Source organism: Roseateles amylovorans (genome assembly GCF_025398155.2).
Classification (GTDB): domain Bacteria; phylum Pseudomonadota; class Gammaproteobacteria; order Burkholderiales; family Burkholderiaceae_C; genus Roseateles; species Roseateles amylovorans.
In genome coordinates this window covers 4,480,289-4,500,104 of sequence record NZ_CP104562.2, presented here as the reverse complement: position 1 = coordinate 4,500,104, position 19,816 = coordinate 4,480,289, and the positions used below count along the sequence as shown (strand labels likewise).

General features: G+C 66.9%; 14 protein-coding genes. 3 read left to right on the top strand and 11 right to left on the bottom strand.

Annotated elements, in window-relative coordinates; genetic code table 11:
* Positions 1–117: 117 nt before the first annotated feature.
* From N4261_RS18630 to N4261_RS18600, 7 genes are all read right to left on the bottom strand, one after another.
* The gene (locus N4261_RS18630) at positions 118–1,737 is read right to left on the bottom strand and encodes a response regulator (RefSeq protein ID WP_261756769.1); all 1,620 of its coding nucleotides are present in this window, start codon (positions 1,735–1,737) and stop codon (positions 118–120) included.
* Positions 1,738–1,986: 249 nt separating this feature from the next.
* Positions 1,987–3,141, bottom strand: a complete 1,155-nt coding sequence (dnaJ, locus tag N4261_RS18625; RefSeq protein ID WP_261756768.1) for a molecular chaperone DnaJ — start codon at positions 3,139–3,141, stop codon at positions 1,987–1,989.
* A 106-nt stretch (positions 3,142–3,247) separates the two neighbouring features.
* Positions 3,248–5,215: a molecular chaperone DnaK gene (gene dnaK, locus N4261_RS18620; protein WP_261756767.1), complete on the bottom strand. Its 1,968-nt coding sequence runs from the start codon at positions 5,213–5,215 to the stop codon at positions 3,248–3,250.
* 186 nt (positions 5,216–5,401) lie between these two features.
* Positions 5,402–5,917: a nucleotide exchange factor GrpE gene (gene grpE / locus N4261_RS18615; RefSeq protein WP_261756766.1), complete on the bottom strand. Its 516-nt coding sequence runs from the start codon at positions 5,915–5,917 to the stop codon at positions 5,402–5,404.
* Between the two features lie 255 nt (positions 5,918–6,172).
* Positions 6,173–6,625, bottom strand: coding sequence for an RNA-binding S4 domain-containing protein (locus N4261_RS18610; RefSeq protein ID WP_261756765.1), 453 nt, complete (start codon positions 6,623–6,625; stop codon positions 6,173–6,175).
* 2 nt (positions 6,626–6,627) lie between these two features.
* Positions 6,628–8,133, bottom strand: coding sequence for a sensor histidine kinase (locus tag N4261_RS18605; protein WP_261760768.1), 1,506 nt, complete (start codon positions 8,131–8,133; stop codon positions 6,628–6,630).
* Positions 8,134–8,167: 34 nt separating this feature from the next.
* Positions 8,168–8,848 carry a response regulator transcription factor gene (locus tag N4261_RS18600; protein WP_261760767.1) on the bottom strand — a complete coding sequence of 227 codons (681 nt, stop codon included), beginning with the start codon at positions 8,846–8,848 and terminating at the stop codon, positions 8,168–8,170.
* A 554-nt stretch (positions 8,849–9,402) separates the two neighbouring features.
* Between N4261_RS18600 and N4261_RS18595 the strand changes: the two genes are divergently transcribed.
* From N4261_RS18595 to N4261_RS18585, 3 genes are all read left to right on the top strand, one after another.
* Positions 9,403–10,362 (top strand): Bug family tripartite tricarboxylate transporter substrate binding protein, encoded by a 960-nt coding sequence (locus tag N4261_RS18595; protein WP_261756764.1) that lies wholly within the window; start codon positions 9,403–9,405, stop codon positions 10,360–10,362.
* Between the two features lie 83 nt (positions 10,363–10,445).
* Positions 10,446–11,000, top strand: coding sequence for a tripartite tricarboxylate transporter TctB family protein (locus tag N4261_RS18590; protein ID WP_435532076.1), 555 nt, complete (start codon positions 10,446–10,448; stop codon positions 10,998–11,000).
* A 10-nt stretch (positions 11,001–11,010) separates the two neighbouring features.
* Positions 11,011–12,525 carry a tripartite tricarboxylate transporter permease gene (locus N4261_RS18585; RefSeq protein ID WP_261756762.1) on the top strand — a complete coding sequence of 505 codons (1,515 nt, stop codon included), beginning with the start codon at positions 11,011–11,013 and terminating at the stop codon, positions 12,523–12,525.
* Positions 12,526–12,830: 305 nt separating this feature from the next.
* Here the strand turns inward: N4261_RS18585 and hemH are convergent, their stop codons facing one another.
* From hemH to dnaG, 4 genes are all read right to left on the bottom strand, one after another.
* Entirely contained in the window at positions 12,831–13,922 is a 1,092-nt protein-coding gene (gene hemH / locus N4261_RS18580; RefSeq protein ID WP_261756761.1) for a ferrochelatase, read from the bottom strand.
* Positions 13,923–13,927: 5 nt separating this feature from the next.
* Positions 13,928–14,869, bottom strand: coding sequence for an adenylate/guanylate cyclase domain-containing protein (locus N4261_RS18575; protein WP_261756760.1), 942 nt, complete (start codon positions 14,867–14,869; stop codon positions 13,928–13,930).
* A gap of 240 nt (positions 14,870–15,109) precedes the next feature.
* On the bottom strand, positions 15,110–17,326 hold the full coding sequence (gene rpoD, locus N4261_RS18570) for an RNA polymerase sigma factor RpoD (protein WP_261756759.1): 2,217 nt from the start codon (positions 17,324–17,326) through the stop codon (positions 15,110–15,112).
* A gap of 346 nt (positions 17,327–17,672) precedes the next feature.
* Positions 17,673–19,739 (bottom strand): DNA primase, encoded by a 2,067-nt coding sequence (gene dnaG / locus N4261_RS18565; protein WP_261756758.1) that lies wholly within the window; start codon positions 19,737–19,739, stop codon positions 17,673–17,675.
* Positions 19,740–19,816 lie beyond the last annotated feature (77 nt).

Genomic DNA, 19,816 nt, shown 5'->3' with positions numbered 1-19,816 from the left:
CAGGTCAACCAGCCTTTGTAGTTGTCCCACCTGAAGTGGCGCTGAAAAAGGGCGATCATCGCACCCACGCTGCACGGTTTTCGCGAGGGAAATCGCGCAGTTTCCAGGTGAGGTCCGCTAGCTGCGCAAGGCCATGCCGCCGGCGGCGCGTGCCGCCTTCAATCCCTGCCCACTGCTCTGCACATAGCGCTTTTGCAGCGCCTCGATCCGTGGTTCCAAGGTTTCCGGATCGGCAATCCGGTCCCGGTAGCGCTTGAGCACCAGCGCCGCCATGTCGATCAGCTTGGCGTTCAGCGAGGTGCTGCCTTGTTCCAGCAGCAGCAGCACGCCAGTGCGGGCGTCGCCGCGCATCGCATGGCGCATCGCCGTCTCCGACACGGCAAAGATGCGGGAATGCGCATCCCGAAGCAACTGCGTGGTCGGCTCATGGGCCTCCGCCATGCACACCATCACCTCGGTGGCGGACTTGGAACTGCAAAAGCGCAGGCCGATCCGGTTGGCCAGGGTCTCCATTTCGGAGAGCTGGATGTCCTGCCGCGCCATCCGCACCCACAGCGCCAGCAAGAGGCTGGCGCCCTCCAGATCGAAGTCCTCATGATCGACCATGCGGGCGAATTCGCGCGCGTTCTGCAAGGCGTCGGCCAGGCGGCGGTCCATCAGCAGGCGCAGGCCGCGCAGCAGCAGGTCAAAGCGCTGCAGGCGCGGGTCGCGTGGGGCGCGTTCCATGCCCTGCATCAAGGCGTCCTGGGCGTACTTCAGGCCCTTGTTGTCCTTGGCGTCAAAGCGCATCAGGCCGATGAGCGCCAGGCTGTGCCAGTCGAAGAGCTTGGAGCGCAGACCCTGGGCGACGCTGCGTTCCAGCATCTTGAGCGATTCCTCCCGCTCGCCGGCATAGAAGGCCAGTGCGCCAAAGTGCTGTTGGCGTGACAGGCAACCGGGGGTGAGCGTCGCGGCGGTGCGGTAGGTCGCCAGGGCGGCACCGATCTCGCCTTGCTCCATCTGCACCCGGCCCATCAGGTCGTAGGAGTCGGCCTGATCGGGCATCTCGCCGATCAGCGTTTCCAGGGTGCGGCGGGCCGCGCTCAGGTTGCCGCTGGCCACTTCGGTGCGGGCCACGCCCAGGCGGGCCCACGGCACGGTGCGCGCCGCGATGATCGCCTCATACAACTGACGCGCCTGGTCATGGCGCTCCAATCGAAGCATCAGCTCGGCGCCGATGCGCGCGGCATAGAGCCAGTAGGCACCGCGTGATTCGAAACGGGCCAGGCAGAGGTCGGCGGCCTCGGCGAACTCCTTGGCGTCGATCGCCTCGAAGATCGCCTTGAGTTCATGCTTGCGATGACGGGCACTGGCCAGCCGCTCGGCCAGCGCGGCGCTGGTGTAGGGCTTGACCAGGTAGGCATCGAGCGCGGCTTCCGCTGCCTCGGCCACCTTCGCATAGGAGGCTTCACCGGTGACCATCACGAAGACGGTGGCATAGGGCAGCAGCTGTTCGCGGCGAAGCTCGTCCAGCAAGTCCTGCCCCGACAGCTCGGAGCCGTCGAAGTAGTAGTCGCACAGGACGATGTCGTAGGGTTGCGTCTCCAGGATCACGCGAGCGTCCCGGATCCGCGTGGCCTGACGCACATGGCCGACGCCCAGTTCGCGCAACTGGGCTGTCATCAGGCTGCGCGAGTTCGCATTGCTGTCGATCACCAGCGCCTGGGTACGGGCGAAGGCGCCGCTGCCGATGTTCATGATGGACGCCCCGGCGCGGGACCGGACAGCAAAACGCCCGCGCCGCTCCCGAGGGAGCGAGGCGGGCGGTTCGGCTGCAGGGTCGACGTCCGCGTCGCGATCAGCGTGGACGTCGGGGGGCTGCCGTACTGCCGGTCGGTGCGTAGGGTGGGACTCACTCACGCATTGTCGACCTCGCCCCCGGGCTGGCTATCCCGGGTTTGCGTGGGGAGCCCCTCGATTCGATAACTGCGACGCAAACTGCGCGATTTACTTGAACAGATCCTTGACCCGATCGGTCCAGCTCTTGGCGTTGGGCGAGTGCCGGTCGCCGCCGTCGCGGAAGCTCTTGTCCAGTTCCTTGAGCAGCTTGCGCTGGTGCTCGGTCAGCTTCACCGGCGTCTCCACGCTGATGTGGCAGTACAGGTCGCCCGGATAGCTGGAGCGCACACCCTTGATGCCCTTGCCGCGCAACCGGAAGGTCTTGCCATGCTGGGTGCCTTCGGGCAGTTCGATCTCGGCCTTGCCCCCCAGGGTCGGGACTTCGATGGTGCCGCCGATGGCGGCGGTGGTCATCGACACCGGCATGGTGCAGTGCAGATCGTCGCCATCACGCTCGAAGATGTCGTGCTGCTTGATGCGGATCTCGATGTAGAGATCGCCCGACGGGCCGCCGTTCACCCCCGGCTCGCCATTGCCGGCGGACCGGATGCGCATGCCTTCGTTGATGCCGGCCGGAATCTTGACCTCCAGCGTCTTGGTCTTCTTGATCTTGCCAGCGCCGTTGCAGGTGGTGCAGGGCTCGGGAATGATCTTGCCGGTGCCGTGGCAATGCGGGCAGGTCTGCTGGATGCTGAAAAAGCCCTGGCGCATGTGGACCGTGCCGGTGCCGCCGCAGGAGCCGCAGCTCTTGGCGCTGGTGCCGGGCTTGGCGCCCGAGCCGCTGCAGGTCTCGCAGCCTTCCCAGGACGGGATGCGGATCTGGGTTTCCTTGCCGCGGGCGGCTTCCTCCAGCGTGATCTCCATCGCGTAGCTGAGGTCGCTGCCGCGGTAGACCTGCTGGCCACCGCCGCCCGCACGGCGTCCGCCCGCACCGCCGCCGCCGCCGAACAGGTCGCCGAAGATGTCGCCGAAGGCCTCGGCGAAGCCGCCGTAGCCCTCCGCGCCAGCGCCGCCGCGGAAGCCCTGGTTCGGGTCCACGCCCGCATGGCCGTACTGATCGTAGGCAGCACGCTTCTGGCCATCGGTGAGCATCTCGTAGGCCTCCTTGGCCTCCTTGAACTTCTCTTCCGCTTCCTTGGCGCCTTCCCCCTGATTGCGGTCAGGGTGGTACTTCATCGCGAGCTTGCGATAAGCCTTCTTGATCTCGTCCTCGCCGGCGTTCTTGGCGACGCCTAGGACCTCGTAATAGTCACGCTTTGCCATGGGGTTTCCTGGGCCTGCTCACAACCTTCAAACCAAAAACGCCGCGCGAGGCTTGCAGCGCTCGCGCGGCGGCTGTCGCGCCGACAGCGAGGTCGGCACGAAAGGCTTACTTCGTTTCCTTGACTTCCTTGAATTCGGCGTCGACGACGTTGTCGTCCGCCGGCTTCGCGGAAGCATGCGCCTGCTGGGCCGCTTCGGCCGCACCGGCGGCATCGCCAGCGGCGCCGCCTGCGCCTTGAGCCGCCTGGGCTTCGGCGTACATCTTCTCGCCAAGCTTCTGGCTGGACGTCATCAGCGCTTCGGTCTTGGCTTCGATGTCGGCCTGGTCGTCGCCCTTGATGGCTTCTTCCAGGTCCTTGATCGCGGCTTCGATCTTTTCCTTCTCGGCCGCATCCAGCTTGTCACCGTGCTCGGTCAGCGACTTCTGCACCGAATGCACCAGACCGTCGGCCTGGTTCTTGGCTTGCACCAGCTCGACCTTCTTCTTGTCCTCGGCGGCATTGGCCTCGGCGTCCTTCACCATCTTTTCGATCTCGGCCTCGGACAGGCCGGAGTTCGCCTTGATGGTGATCTTGTTTTCCTTGCCGGTGCCCTTGTCCTTGGCGCCGACGTGCAGGATGCCGTTGGCATCGATGTCGAAGCTCACCTCGATCTGCGGAATGCCGCGCGGTGCCGGCGGGATGCCTTCCAGGTTGAACTCGCCCAGGCTCTTGTTGCCTTGCGCCAGTTCACGCTCGCCCTGGTAGACCTTGATGGTCACGGCCGGCTGGCTGTCCTCGGCGGTCGAGAAGGTCTGGCTGAACTTGGTCGGGATGGTCGTGTTCTTCTTGATCATCTTCGTCATCACGCCGCCCAGGGTCTCGATGCCCAGGCTCAGCGGGGTGACGTCCAGCAGCAGCACGTCGGTCCGCTCGCCGCCCAGCACCTGGCCTTGAATCGCGGCGCCGACGGCCACGGCTTCATCCGGGTTGACGTCCTTGCGGGGATCCTTGCCGAAGAACTCCTTGACCTTCTCCTGCACCTTGGGCATGCGCGACATACCGCCGACCAGGATGACGTCGTCGATCTCGCCCACCGACACGCCGGCATCCTTGATCGCGGTGCGGCAAGGGGCCATGGTGCGCTCGATCAGCTCGTCCACCAGCGACTCCAGCTTGGCGCGGGTCAGCTTGATGTTCAGATGCTTCGGGCCCGAGGCGTCTGCGGTGATGTAGGGCAGGTTGATGTCGGTCTGCGAGCTGTTGGAGAGCTCGATCTTGGCCTTTTCAGCGGCTTCCTTCAGGCGCTGCAGGGCCAGCACGTCCTTGGTCAGGTCAACGCCTTGTTCCTTCTTGAACTCGGCAATGATGTAGTCAATGATGCGCTGGTCGAAGTCTTCGCCGCCCAGGAAGGTGTCGCCGTTGGTGGACAGCACCTCGAACTGCTTCTCGCCGTCGACGTCCGCGATCTCGATGATCGAGATGTCGAAGGTGCCGCCGCCCAGGTCGAACACCGCAATCTTGCGGTCGCCGGCGCCGTGCTTGTCCAGGCCGAAGGCCAGGGCCGCGGCGGTGGGCTCGTTGATGATGCGCTTGACGTCCAGGCCGGCGATGCGGCCGGCGTCCTTGGTCGCCTGACGCTGGGCGTCATTGAAGTAAGCCGGAACCGTGATCACGGCCTCGGTGACTTCTTCACCGAGGTAGTCCTCGGCGGTCTTCTTCATCTTGCGCAGCACTTCGGCCGAGACTTGCGGCGGGGCCAGCTTCTTGCCGCGCACTTCCACCCAGGCGTCGCCGTTGTCGGCGGCGGCGATGGTGTAGGGCATCAGGCTGATGTCCTTCTGGACTTCCTTTTCCTGGAACTTGCGACCGATCAGGCGCTTGACCGCATACAGCGTGTTGCGCGGATTGGTCACGGCCTGGCGCTTGGCGGAGGCGCCGACCAGCACTTCACCGTCTTCCTGGTAGGCAATGATGGACGGCGTGGTGCGCGCGCCTTCGGCGTTCTCGATGACGCGGGTGGTGTTGCCTTCCATGACCGCGACGCACGAGTTGGTCGTGCCGAGGTCAATGCCGATGATCTTCTTCTTTGCCATGGTGAGCTCCTGAATTCGTTTGGATGCGCAGTCGGATCACGCGACCCGGATGCTGTCTGATCTGTGGATAACTTGACCGGTTTCAAGGGGCCGCTGGCGTCGAAACGCGCAAGGCGCCCTGTTTTCAGCGGTTTTGACCCTGGAATCTGCCGATTTCTGCGGGTTCCGGTCGATGACGGACGCGGCTTACTTGGGAGCGGCCACGGTCACCAGCGCGGGGCGCAGCACCCGTTCGGCGATCGAGTAGCCCTTTTGCAGCACGGCCACGACGGTGTTGGCGTCCTGGTCGGCCGGGACCATCGAGATGGCCTGGTGCTGATGGGGATCGAACTTCGTGCCGGCGGCCGGATTGATTTCCAGCACCTTGTTGCGCTCCAGGGCCGCGCCGAGCTGGCGGCGGGTGGCGTGCACGCCTTCGAGCACGGTCTCGACCGAGGCGTCCGGTCGACCGATGGCCGCTTCCATGCTGTCCATCACCGGCAGCATGGCTTCGGCGAAGGCTTCCACCGCGAACTTGCGGGCCTTGGTCACCTCGTCTTCGCCGCGGCGACGGGTGTTCTCGACTTCCGCCTTGGCGCGGAGATAGGCATCCGACATTTCTGCCAGGCGTGCCTCGGTCTCGGCCAGTTTGGCTTCCAGGGCCTCGGGCGCCGGTTGGAAATCGGGTTGCTGAGAGTCAGCGTTGTGGTTGTCGGTGGTCATGGTTGGAATGCCCCAAAGCGAATGCCCGGGCTGCGACTGGAATCAATCGCGTCGGGCGACCCGCCGCATCTGGGGTGGATGTCCGGAAGTTCAAGAGGGAGATTTTCGCATCCCCGATCGGACCCGCCCGGGACCTGTTACCCGTCCACGCGTCTTTCACACGTTTGGCGAACAACGGTCGTCTGAAATCGCCGATCAGACAGCGGCGCCATGGGCGCCGCGGGGGGCATCGTGTCCCCCGCGACAGCGTTCCGATCAGTCGATGCTGGCGCTCCATCGGTCCCACTCGGCCAGGCGGCGGCGGTCCTGCTTGGTCGGACGGCCTTGTTCGATGGTGTCGGCCGGCTCCGGCGCCAGGCGCCGCGCTTCGGCCGCCCGTTCACGGGCGGTCACGCTGTCGGGGGTCTCCTCGTACAGCGTCTGCGCCACCGGTGCCGGTCCGCGGATCGCGCTCACGCCCAGAACCCGCACTTCGCGCTCCACCGGCCCCTGGCGCAGGCGCACCAGGTCGCCCGGGCGGAGGTCTCGCGAGGCCTTGGCCAACTGGCCGTTGACCGTGACCCGGCCCTTGGTGATCTCATCGACCGCCAGCGAGCGGGTCTTGTAGAAGCGCGCCGCCCAGAGCCATTTGTCCAGGCGCAGGCTGTCGAGGCTGGCACCGCGGGCGCCGGCGGGGGAAGGGCGGGAAGTGTCTTTGGAAGCGGCCATCGTCACGGATTCTCCGGCATCCGCGGCGACTCAGCGGTCGACGGCGGGGGGAACGGGGAGGAAACTGAAGAGAGAACTGGGTCGGAAACAGCTGAGGGCGCGGGTGAGGCTGCGAACAGCGGCACCGATGCTGCCGCCGGCAGCCGCACGATGGCGTCCAGTCCGTCGATGACCCCATGCGCCATGCGGTTGTCCAGGGCAAGTTCGCCTCCCAGCGACCGCACGATCTCCTGGCAGATCGCCAAGCCAAGTCCGGCACCGCCATGCCCGCCGGCGGCGGCGAAGGGCTGCATGAGCCGGGGCCGCAGGCTGTCCGGAATGCCCGGGCCGCTGTCGCGCACCCGCAGTTCGAGGCGGTCGCCCTCGCGGTGCAGCAACACATCCAGCCGTCCGCCGCGTGGGCTGTGCTTGAGGGCGTTGTGCAGCAGATTGCGCACCAGCTCGCGCAGCGCCCAGGCATGGCCGCGCACCGGGGCGGGCACGGCCTCCAGCTCGAAATCCAGCGCGGCATCGGCGATCAGCGGGGCGAGGTCCAGGGCCACATCGCGCACCGTGTCGGCCAGATCCAGCACCGGCGGATCGCCCTGCTGGCGCAACTGCTCCACCTTGGCCAGCGCCAGCATCTGATTGGCCAGCAGCGTGGCCCCGTCGACGGTCTGACCGATCTCGTCGATGGCCTGAGACAGCGGCACGTCGCCTCGCTGTGCCGACTGCACCTGCGCCTTCAGAACCGCCAGCGGCGTGCGCAACTGATGGGAGGTGTCGCGAACGAAGCGCTTCTGGTGCGCCAGCAGGCCGGCCTGACGGCCCCAGGCCTCGTTGATGGCGGCCACCAGCGGCGCGAGTTCAGCCGGCGCGCGGGCGAGTTCGAGGGGGCGGACATCCGCATCGTCGCGGGCCGCAATGATGCGGCTGAGTTCCCGCACCGGCCGCGTCGCCAACTGCACCACCAGCCAGACCACCGCTGCGATCACCGCCAGCAGCGCCGCTTGACGCCACAGCGTGGCCAGCAGCACCTGGCGGGCCAGTTTGCTGCGCAGCTCCAGCGTCTCGGCCACCTGGATCGTGGCCACGCCCAGGCCAGCCTGACCGGCCACCGGCTGGATCAGCACGGCGACCCGCACCGGCTCGCCGTGATAGGTGTCGTCATAGAAATCGACCAGCGCGGCGTAGGCGCCGCGATCGGGCAGGCGGCCGTGCCAGGCGGGCAGGTCCTCGAAGCCCGAGACCCAACGCCCGTCGAAACCCGTCACCCGATAGAACATGCGGCTGCGGTTGTCGGCCTCGAAGGCCTCCAGGGCGGCATAGGGCACATCGGCGACCAGCACCGGCGCATCCGGCGAGCCCGCCACGTCCAGTTGCTCGCCGATGGCCTTGGCCGACGCCAGCAAGGTGCGGTCATAGGCGGTGTCGATGGCGCGCAGGGCATCTTCATGCAGGCGGTAGGCGTTGATCGCGATCAGCACCGCCACCGGCAGCAGGATGCCCAACAGCAGCCGGCTGCGCATGGACGACAGCCCGCGGAGCACAAGCGTCTTCAACTCAGTCCGTCGCCTTCAGCAAATAGCCCAGGCCCCGCAAGGTGACCAGCTTGGCGCTCATCGGCGGCAGCTTCTTGCGCAGGCGGTAGGCCACGACCTCGACCGCATCGGGTTGCACCTCGGCGCTGTCGGCAAACACCAGCTCGGTCAGGCGGTCCTTGCCGACGGCCTGACCCGGGCGTGCCAGCAGGGCCCGCAGCAGCGCCGCTTCGCGCGGTGGCAGTTCGAGCGGCACACCGAGGTGATAGATCGCGCCGCTCTGCTCGTCGACCCGCAGGCCGCAGAAGGATTCGGTCTCCGGCGGCCCTTGATCGGCGGCGCGGCGGTGACGTCGTGCCAGGGCGCGCACCCGCGCCTCCAGCTCGTCCAGGTCGAAGGGCTTGGGCAGGTAGTCGTCGGCGCCGATGTTCAGCCCGAGGATGCGGTCGCCCACGGTGCCGCGGGCGGTGAGGATGATCACCGGCGTGGCCAGGCGCGCCGCGCGCGCGCTGGAGAGTACTTCCAGCCCGTCGATGTCGGGCAGGGAGAGGTCCAGCAGGACCACGTCCGGCGGCTGGGCCTGCCAGCGGGTGAGGGCGGCGCGGCCTTCGCCGCAGCCCACCACCTGGATGCCACGCCGCTCGAACGAGCGTGACACGGTGGTCTGGAGCGCCAGGTTGTCCTCGACAAACAGCAGGGTCATGGCATGCATGCCGCCAGTGTCCGGCAGGGCCGCAGGGGGCGGGAGTCGGGGTGAACCCTGAGATCGTCGACAGCGGTTTGACAGCGTCGGTGCGCAGCATCCGCACCATGGCTGCCCGCCCTGCAGGGTGAGCCATCCTCGACTGACAAGAAAACAAGAAGCGCTGGAGACAACATGACCCTCGCGATCACCTCGCGACGGCGCCTCGTGCGCCGTGCCGCCGCCCGATGCACCGGACAGCGCGCTGCCCAATGCACCGCGCAGCGCGGCGCCACAAGCGCCCCGACAGGCGCCCCCACCAGCGGCGCCCCCACCAGCGGCGCCCCCACCAGCGGCGCCCGGCCGAATGACGTCGCCCCAGCGGCTGCCCCCGCCGCGCGAGCCGCCGCCGCATCCTGGCGACCGGCGGTGCAGGTCTGTGGGCCTACGATGCGCGCGGATCGGCGATTGCCCTGGTGCGCCCATCCCGCCTAGTCCTGCCGCCGAGCGACCCTGCGCGCCGCGAGTCCGGCGACGCGCCACCCCGACACCCACAACATCAAACGGAGACTTTCATGCGACGAGACCAGTTCCTCAAATCCCTGGCGGCCCTGGCGGCCACCGGTGCACTGCCGATGTCGGCCCATGCCGCCGGCAACCTCAAGATCATGGTGCCGGCCAACCCCGGCGGCGGCTGGGACACCACCGGCCGTGCGCTGGGCAAGGCGCTGCAGGATGCCGGCGCCGCCACCTCGGTCACCTACGACAACAAGGGCGGCGCGGCCGGCGCGATCGGGCTGGCGCAGTTCGTCAATGCCAGCAAGGGCGATCCGAATGCCTTGATGGTCATGGGCGCGGTGATGCTGGGCGGACTGATCACCGGCAAGCCGCCGGTCAGCCTCAGCCAGGCCACGCCGATTGCACGCCTGACCAGCGAATACAACGTGTTCGTGCTGCCGTCGAGCTCGCCGCTCAAGACCATGAAGGATGTGGTCGAGCAACTGAAGAAGGATCCGGCCAGTGTGAAGTGGGGCGGCGGTTCGCGCGGCGCGACCGAGCACATCGCTGCGGCCATGCTGGCCCGCGAGGTGGGCGTGGATGCGGCCAAGATCAACTATGTGCCGTTCCGCGGCGGCGGTGAGGCGACGGCGGCCATCCTGGGCGGCAATGTGACCATCGGCGGCAGCGGCTACAGCGAGTTCCAGCAGTACATCGAGAGCGGCAAGATGCGCCCGATCGCGGTGACCGCGCCGCAGCGCCTCAAGGGCCTGGACATTCCGACCATGAAGGAGCTGGGCTACAACGTCGAAATCGGCAACTGGCGCGGCGTCTATGCGCCCCCCGGCATCACGCCGGCCCAGCGTCAGGCGCTGACCGACATGGTCGTCAAGGCGACCAGCTCCAAGGCCTGGGTCGAATCGCTGGAGAAGAACGGTTGGACGCCGGCGGTGTTGACCGGCAAGGCCTTCGACGAATTCGTCGACCGTGAGTTCGCCTCGCTGCGCGCGATCATGGCCAAGTCCGGAATGATCTGAGGCACCCCATGACCCAGTCCCTCCCGACCGGCGACAACGCCGCGCCCGTGTCGCCTGTGCGGCCTGTTTCGCCTGTCCCGCCCATGGCGGCGACCGGCGGCTCGCTGCCGACCGATCCGTCCCCCTCCGACGACGATGGCCCCGGCCCCCTGCATCAGACGCTCGTGGGCATCGGCGCGTTCGTCCTCGGTGCGGTGATGGCCTTTGGTGCCGCGGCGATTCCCTCCGACGCCGGTTATGCCGGCATCGGTCCGAATGCCTTGCCCTGGGGCGTGTCGATCGCGCTCATGGTCTGCGGCCTGTGGCTGGTCTGGGAGGCCCGCACTGGCGGGTTCCGGCAGATGGAGCCGCCGTCCGGCGCCCCGCGCGCGGACTGGGTGTCCGCGGCCTGGGTGGTGGCCGCGATCGTGGCCAATGCCTCGCTGATCACGGTGATCGGCTTCGTCTTCGCTTGCACGCTGTGCTTCATGCTGGCGGTGCGCGGCCTGCGCCGGGCCGAGGGCCGGGTCGGCGGCGGGGCGCGACAGGTGCTGCTGGACGGCATCACCGGCATGCTGATCGCCGCACCGGTGTTCTGGCTGTTCAACAAGCTGCTGGCGCTCAATCTGCCGGCCATCACCGCCAGCGGCTGGCTCTGAGGGGATCGAGATGACTGAACTCTGGACCCAGTTGATGGGCGGTTTTGCCACCGCCGGCACGCCGGTCAACCTGATGTGGGCCTTCGTGGGCTGCGCGCTGGGCACGGCGATCGGCGTGCTGCCGGGCCTGGGCCCGGCGGTGACGGTGGCCATGCTGTTGCCGATCACCGCGCAGGTGGATCCGACCGCATCGATGATCTTCTTCGCGGGCATCTACTACGGCGCGATGTACGGCGGATCGACCACCTCCATCCTGCTTAACACGCCGGGTGAAACCGGCACCATGGTGACCGCGCTGGAAGGCTTCAAGATGGCCAAGCACGGCCGTGCGGGTGCAGCGCTGGCCACCGCGGCCATCGGCTCCTTTGTCGCCGGCACGATCGCGACGGTGCTGGTCACGCTGTTCGCACCGGTGCTGGCGGACTTCGCCGTCACGCTGGGCCCGCCGGAATACTTCTGCCTGATGCTGCTGGCCTTCACCACGGTCAGCGCCGTGCTGGGGCAAAGCACGTTGCGCGGGCTGACGGCGCTGTTCATCGGCCTGGCGATGGGCCTGGTGGGCCTGGACCAGATCACCGGTCAGGTCCGCTACACCGCGGGCGTGCCCGAGTTCATGGACGGCATCGAGACGGTGCTGGTGGCGGTGGGCCTGTTTGCGGTGGGCGAGACGCTGTATGTGGCGCTCTACGAGGGCCGCAGCAACCAGCAGCTCAACACGATGGGCCGGGTGCACATGACCCGTCTGGAATGGCGGCGCTCGATCCCGGCCTGGCTGCGTGGCACCGGGCTCGGCTTCCCGTTCGGCATCATCCCGGCCGGTGGCACCGAGATCCCGACCTTCCTCAGCTATGCCACCGAGCGCAAGCTCTCCAAGCACAAGGCCGAGTTCGGCACCACTGGCGCCATTGAAGGCGTCGCGGGTCCGGAAGCGGCCAACAATGCGGCCGTGACCGGCACGCTGGTGCCGCTGCTGACCCTGGGCATCCCGACCTCGGTGACCGCGGCGATCCTGCTGTCGGCGCTGCAGAACTACGGCATTCAGGCCGGTCCGCAGCTGTTCCAGACTTCGTCGGCCCTGGTGTGGGCGCTGATTGCGTCGCTCTACATCGGCAACGTGATGCTGCTGGTGCTCAACCTGCCGATGGTCGGCCTGTGGGTGAAGCTGCTCAAGATCCCGAAGGCACCGCTCTATGCGGGCATCCTGATCTTCGCCACGGTCGGTGTCTACGGCATGCGCCAGAGCGCTTTCGATCTCTATGTGATGCTGGCCATCGGCGCTCTGGGAGTGGTGATGCGGCGCTTTGACTTCCCGACCGCGCCGGTGGTGGTGGGCATGATCCTCGGGCCTCTGGCCGAGGCGCATCTGCGCAATGGCGTCTCGATCGGCGGCGGCCAGTGGACGGTGTTCCTCGAGCGGCCGCTGTCGGCGGCGCTGCTGGCCATCGTGGTGCTGGTGCTGGTGTTGCCGCGCCTGTGGAAATGGTGGGGCGCCCGTCGGGAGGCGAGCGCGCTGACAGCGGCGTGACCGAACGCCGCCGCTTCGGCGATCGCGCTGCGGCGGCGTCACCAATCTGATCGATCTGATCGATCTGCGTTGCTTGCCTGTTGGAAGGATGACCGCGGTAGTTCAGCCGCCGCAGTCATCCAGCGCTGCTGCGGTTCGCGGCGCCGCGATGTCCGGGCCCTCTGGCGCCAATGACCGGGAGGTCGTGCGCCGAGCCTGCGGCGCGGGCGGACATGGAGCGAGGCGACGCCCCAACAAGCAAACCCGGCCGTCCCACCTTGGCGCCGGGACCCGCCTGAACGGGACCCGCCTTGTCGGGACGCGCTTTATCGGGACGCGCCGGTGATCAAGGCCGCTTCACGCTGGCGGGCCAGTTCGGCGGGCTGAGGCGGGGTCTGGGTCGGCCATCCCTGCAGGTGGCGCTCGGCCAGGCTGGCGAGTGCCCGCACATGGGCCGGGCTGTCGTTCAGGCAGGGGATGTAGCTGAACTGCTGTCCGCCGCTGTGCAGGAAGGCCTCACGGGCCTCCATGTCGATTTCTTCCAGGGTCTCGATGCAGTCGGCCGCGAAGCCGGGGCAGATCAGGTCGACCGACTTGAGGCCCTCGCTGGCCAGCTTGCGCAGCGTCGGCTCGGTGTAGGGTTCCAGCCAGCGGGCCTTGCCGAACCGGCTCTGGAAGGTCACCTTGTACTGCGCGGGCGACAGGCCCAGCGCCTCGGCCAGCAGGCGGCCAGTCTTGAGGCATTCGCAGTGGTAGGGGTCGCCCATGGCCAGGGTCCGCGCCGGCATGCCGTGGAAGCTCATCACCAGCATGTCGGACCGGCCTTCGCGCTGCCAGTGGGCGCGCACGCTCTCGGCCAGCGCGGCGATGTAGCCCGCGTCGTCGTGGTAGCGGTTGATGATGCGCAGCTCCGGCAGGTTGCGATGGCTCTGCATCCAGTGGGAGACGTCGTCGATCACGCTGGCCGTGGTGGCCGCGCAGTACTGTGGATACGCCGGCAGCACCAGCAGCCGGGTGGCGCCCGCCTCACGCAGCGCATCGAGCTGCGAGGCGATGGACGGATTGCCGTAGCGCATCGCATGGCGCACGATCAGCCGATGGCCGCGTTCGCCCAGATAGCCTTGCAGCATCTTGGCCTGACGCTCGGTCCAGACCGCCAGCGGCGATCCTTCCTTCATCCAGATGCTGGCGTATTTCTTGGCGGACTTCGCCGGGCGGGTGCGCAGGATGATGCCGTGCAGGATGGGCAGCCAGGCCAGCTTCGGGATCTCGATGACGCGCGGGTCGGCGAGGAACTGCGCCAGATAGCGCCGGGTGGCGGCGGGGGTGGGGGCGTCCGGTGTGCCGAGGTTGCAAAGCAGCAGGCCGGTGGTGGGGGCGCTGCCGTGGTTGTAGGTGGGTTCTGGGCGAAAGCTCATGGGGGTCAGGGGCCGCGGCGCAGCAGCGCGGGGGCTCGCTCGGCTTCGGCCACATGCAGGATCTCAAAGCGCACGGTCGGGGAGACGGTGTCGGACGGCGGGCCGCCCAGACCGATCACCCCCGCGCCGTGCAGCGTGCAGGCGCCCCGGCGCAGGCTGAGCGTCTGCCCCCCGGCGCCGAAGCGGACGAAGGTGCCGTTGTAGCTCAGATCGGTCAGGCTGAAGCTGCTGCCTTGCCAGTCGATGCGGGCATGCGAGCGCGAGACCCGCACGTCGGTGATGCAGTAGGTGGCCTGGGTGCTGCGGCCGAGCACGATCGGCATGCTGTCGAGGTCGAAGACCCGGTCCAGGTCTTGCCACACCAGCCGGATGCCTTCGGGTGCGGCGGCACGCACCACGTCCCCGAATTGAGTGGCGGCCGCGTCGCCGCGACCCTGGTCCAGCACATAGATGTGGACCGGCTCGCCACGGCCGCGCACGCTGATGTGGTCCAGGCTGCGAAACCGTGCGCGCTGGGCGTGGGTCAGGCCGTGCACGACTTCGGCGGTGACCACGGTCTCGCCATCGCCGGCATGGTCGAGCAGCCGGGCGGCCACGTTGACCGCGTCGCCGAAGCAGTCGCCGTGGATTTCCACCACCTCACCGCGTGCCAGTGCGATCTGCAGGAACATGTTGCGCATGCGGTCGGCGCGCAGCGACGACGCCAGCAGCAGTTCCTGCATCCGCATGGCCGACTTGATGCCGTCGCGCGGATTGTCGAAGGCGGCCATCAGGCCGTCGCCCAGGGTCTTGATGAGATTGCCGTGACATTCGTTCACCGCCTGACCGAGCAGGCTGACGGTCTGGGTGACCAGTCCGGATGCCTCGGCATTGCCCAGGGTCTCGAACAACCCCGTGCTGCCGCGAAGGTCGGCAAACAAGACGGTGCGTTCGCGGATCTGGGTCATCGGGATCTGGGCGTGAAGAGATGTGACGGAAGTCTCAGTGTAGCTGCCTGAAACCGACCGTCACCTTGTGAGAAGCCCTCGGCTTGGGGACGTGTTGATGCGCGCGCGACACCCGAGACCCACGCTGGTGCGATTTGCGCGCTGCAGCAATGAAAAAGGCCGGCTCGCGCGGGTGGCGCGGGCCGGCCGATGGGGCCAGTCTGGCGGCAGGTGGCGCCCGTGTGGACGGGCGCCGGCTGCTTACAGGTTGTCCAGGTAGGTGCGCAGCTTGTCCGAGCGGCTCGGGTGCTTGAGCTTGCGAATGGCCTTGGCCTCGATCTGGCGGATGCGCTCGCGGGTGACGTCGAACTGCTTGCCGACTTCTTCCAGCGTGTGGTCCGTGCTCATCTCGATGCCGAAGCGCATGCGCAGCACCTTGGCTTCGCGGGGGGTCAGGCTGTCGAGGATGTCCTTCACCACTTCGCGCAGACCGGCCTGCATGGCGGCTTCGATCGGCGCGGTGTTGTTGGTGTCCTCGATGAAGTCGCCCAGATGCGAGTCGTCGTCGTCGCCGATCGGCGTCTCCATGGAGATCGGCTCCTTGGCGATCTTCATGATCTTGCGGATCTTGTCTTCCGGCATCTCCATCTTCTCGGCCAGCGTCGGGGCATCCGGCTCGAAGCCGAATTCCTGCAGATGCTGGCGCGAGATGCGGTTCATCTTGTTGATCGTCTCGATCATGTGAACCGGGATGCGGATGGTGCGGGCCTGGTCCGCGATCGACCGCGTGATGGCCTGACGGATCCACCAGGTCGCGTAGGTCGAGAACTTGTAGCCGCGACGGTATTCGAACTTGTCGACCGCCTTCATCAGGCCGATGTTGCCTTCCTGGATCAGATCCAGGAATTGCAGACCGCGGTTGGTGTACTTCTTGGCGATCGAGATGACCAGGCGCAGGTTGGCCTCGATCATTTCCTTCTTGGCATCGCGCGAGGCCTTTTCGCCCTCGTTCATCCGCTTGTTGATGCCCTTGAGATCGTCCAGCGGCACCACGGCCTTGGCCTGGATGTCGATCAGCTTTTGCTGCAGCTCCTGGATGGCGGGCAGGTTGCGCGACATCACGTTGCTGTAGGCCTTGCCCGACGCCACTTCCTTTTCCGCCCAGCTCAGGTTGAGCACGTTGGGCGGGAAGGTCTTGATGAAGTGCTCCTGCGGCATGCCGCACTTGTCGACGACGATCTTGCGGATCTCGCGTTCGAAGCGGCGCACGTCATCGACCTGCGATCGCAGGATGTCGCACAGCTTCTCGATGGTCTTGACGGTGAAGCGGATCGTCATCAGCTCGGCGCTGATGGCCGACTGGGCCTTGTTGTAGTTGGCCGACTTGTAGCCGTCCTTCTCGAAGGCCTTGCGCATCTTGTCGAAGTTGATCGCCAGCGAGTCCAGCTTGACCAGCGCGGCGTTCTTCAGTTCTTCGAGCTTCTTGGTCAGGGCCTTGGAGCCGCCCGCGCCATCGTCGTCGTCTTCTTCGTCGAATTCGTCGAAGTCTTCTTCCGCGACATAGTCGTCGGCCTCGTCATCGGAGACGAAACCGTCCACCGCTTCGGAGATCTGCATCTCGCCGGCGCGCATCTTGGTGGCCATCGCCAGGATCTCGGCGATGGTGGTGGGCGAGGCGGAGATGGCCAGCATCATGGCCTGCAGACCGCCTTCGATGCGCTTGGCGATCTCGATTTCGCCTTCGCGGGTCAGCAGTTCGACCGTGCCCATTTCCCGCATGTACATGCGGACCGGGTCGGTGGTGCGGCCGAATTCGGAGTCGACGGTCGACAGCGCGGCTTCGGCGGCTTCTTCCGCTTCTTCCTCGGTGGCGGTCGGCGAGGTGCTGCCCTGGATCAGCAGGGTGGCGGCGTCCGGCGCCTGCTCGTAGACGGCAATGCCCATGTCGTTCAACATGGACACGATCGCCTCGAGGATTTCCTCGTTGATCAGCTTCTCGGGCAAGTGGTCGTTGATTTCCTGATGGGTCAGGAAACCACGGGTCTTGCCCATCTTGATGAGGGTCTTGAGCTCCTGGCGGCGCTTGGCGACTTCCTCTTCGGTCAGGGCGGTCTCGTCCAGGCCGAATTCGCGCATCAGCGCGCGCTCCTTGGCGCGGCTGACCTTCATGCGCAGCGGCTTGGCCTTGGGCTTGTCTTCGCCCACTTCCTCGACCTCGGCCTCGACTTCGGCTTCGACCTCGGTCTCGCCTTCGATTTCGGCTTCCACGTCGCCGAAGTCCTCTTCTTCCTCCTCGGCCTTGGCCTTGGCGGGTTTCTTGGACTCGGTCTCAGCCTTCGGCTTGCGGCCGCGCTTGGGCTTGGCGTCGTCGCTCACGGCGGCAGCGGCCTTGGTGGTCTTGGCGGCGGCCTTGGCCGGCTTCTTGGTCTCATCAGCCTCAGCGGCGGCAACCTTGGACGCGGTCTTTTTGGCGGTCATGCAGTTCCTCGGGTGGCTCGTGGAATCGAAATTCAGGGGATTCGGTACGGGCGTGCAACGCAAACGGCCACCTGGATCGTCGGCAGCCGCAAGAGGCGGTGCGGACGAGCCCAGGCGGCTCGAACTCGGGCCTTGAGATCAGTTGGGGTGATTCCCGACCTACTCAAGGCTTTGCGCGTGAAGGCTAGCGTGTACGTTTGGAATTGCAGCCCAAGCGGTTATAGGTTGGCCACTTGATATGCCCAGGGTCAGTGGGGGGCCGGGGACCGGTTGGCGCTGCCGTCACTCTTGACGCGCGAAAACCCTTGATTATCTGCCAAATTCTTGCAAGCGTCAAAACAGACGTTCATCCGGCCTTCAGTTCCCGGATTTGCTGCAGCACTGCTTGATATTTGCGCATATCCGGCGCCTTGCTCTGGGCGATGGCGGCGGCCTCCTGCTCCAGGCGCTGGACCCAAAGCCGGCGCATGACGATGCGGAATTCGTCGTCGACCTGTTCGTCGGGCGGCGGGGCGCTGAGCGGGCCGCCGCAGACCCGCTGGGCCAACTCGATCTGGTCGGCCTCCTGCAGGGCCACCTGCAGCACCGCCCAGGGACTCGGGCCGTGATCCACCATGAAGCGTTCAAGCCAGGCGATCAGTTGACCGTGTTCTCCCGGAAGTTCATGGAGCAGTTGAAGGTCCTGGTCGCCGACTGCATTCCACAGTTCTGCATGCAGCAGCAGCATGCGCACCGCATGGTCCATCGGTGCGGGCGGTGCCTTTCGGGGCATGCCCATGGTGGGGTCCTGATCGCGCTTGCGCCAGTCGCCCCATTTACCGCCTTTGCCTTTGAAATCGCCCTTGCCCTTGAAGTCGCCGCGAGGCTCCCACTTCTTGCGTGCGGGCGGCTGCTCCTGCGGGGCCTGGGCGCCAGCGCCGTAAGCCTCCTGCGGCAGATGGACATCGCCGGGCTCATAGCCGCCGTCGTCGGCATAGGCGGAGGCGGGGATGTCCTCGAAATAGGGCATGTCCGCGCCAAATGAGGCTGCATCGGCGGTGCGGACCGCACGCGCGGGCCGCTCCTGGCGCTCGGCGCGACCACGGTGCGCATTCGGCGCCATCGCGCCTTGCCAGAGCGACTGAAGCTCCTGATCCTGCAATTGCGCCCGCCGGGCGAGTTCGCCCAGCATCTGGCGCTTGAGCAGGCCGTCCGGCAGCGCCGCCCACAGCGGCTTGGCGTGGGTCAGCATGCGGGCGCGGCCCTCGGGGCTGCCCAGGTCGCAGCCTTCGGCCGCGCTTTCCATCAGTTGCCGCGACAGCGGAACCGCCTGCTCCACACAGCGCTCGAAGGCATCGGCGCCGAGTTCGCGGACATAGGAATCGGGGTCGTGCTCGGTCGGCAGGAAGAGGAACTTGATGCTGCGGGTGTCGGTGGCGTGGGGCAGGGCAGCTTCCAGGGCGCGACCGGCGGCGCGTCGACCGGCGGCATCGCCATCGAAGCTGAACACCACCGATTCGGTGAAGCGGAAGAGCTTTTGCACATGCTCCGCCGTGCAGGCCGTGCCCAGCGTGGCCACGGCATTTCCGAAGCCGCTCTGGGCCAGGGCCACCACATCCATGTAGCCCTCGACCACCAGCGCATAGCCGCGCTTGCGCATGTCGGTGCGGGCTTCGTAGAGGCCGTAGAGTTCCTTGCCCTTGCTGAAGACGGGGGTTTCCGGTGAATTCAGGTATTTGGGCTCGCCCTTGTCCAACACCCGGCCGCCGAAGCCGATCACATCGCCCTGGACATTGCGGATCGGGAACATCACCCGATCGCGGAAGCGGTCGTAGCGGCGCTGCTCGGCGTCGCTCTTGCCGGGGTCGTCCTGCAGGATGACCAGCCCGGTTTCGACCAGCATCGGATCGTCATAGGCCGGGAAGGCGCTGGCGAGCGACCGCCAGCCATCCGGTGCGAAACCAAGTCCGAAATGGGCGGCGATCTGACCGGTCAGGCCACGGCCCTTCAGGTAGTCGATGGCGCGGGGACTGGCTTTGAGTTGCTGGCGGTAGTGTTGGCCGGCGCGGGCCAGGATCTCGGTGAGTGAGGCCTGGCGCTGCTTGACGGCCTTCTCGCGCTCGCGCTCCTGGGGGCTGCGGTCGTCCTCCGGCACCTGCATCCCGGTTTGCTGGGCGAGGTCCCGGACCGCGTCCACGAAGCCGATGCCCAGGTGTTCCATCAGAAATCCGACCGCATTGCCGTGCACGCCGCAGCCGAAGCAGTGATAGGTCTGGCGCGAGGGGCTGACGATGAAGCTGGGACTCTTCTCGCCATGGAAGGGGCACAGGCCCTTGTGGTTGATGCCGGCCTTCTTCAGATCGACGTGACGGGACACGACGTCCACGATGTCAACGCGAGAAAGCAGGTCTTGAATAAAGCCGGGTGGGATCACGGCGGCAGTTTACGTGAAGGGGGTCGGCGGGCCGGTGCGCGCAGGGATGCGGCCGCCGAATACGGATGGCGGTACGG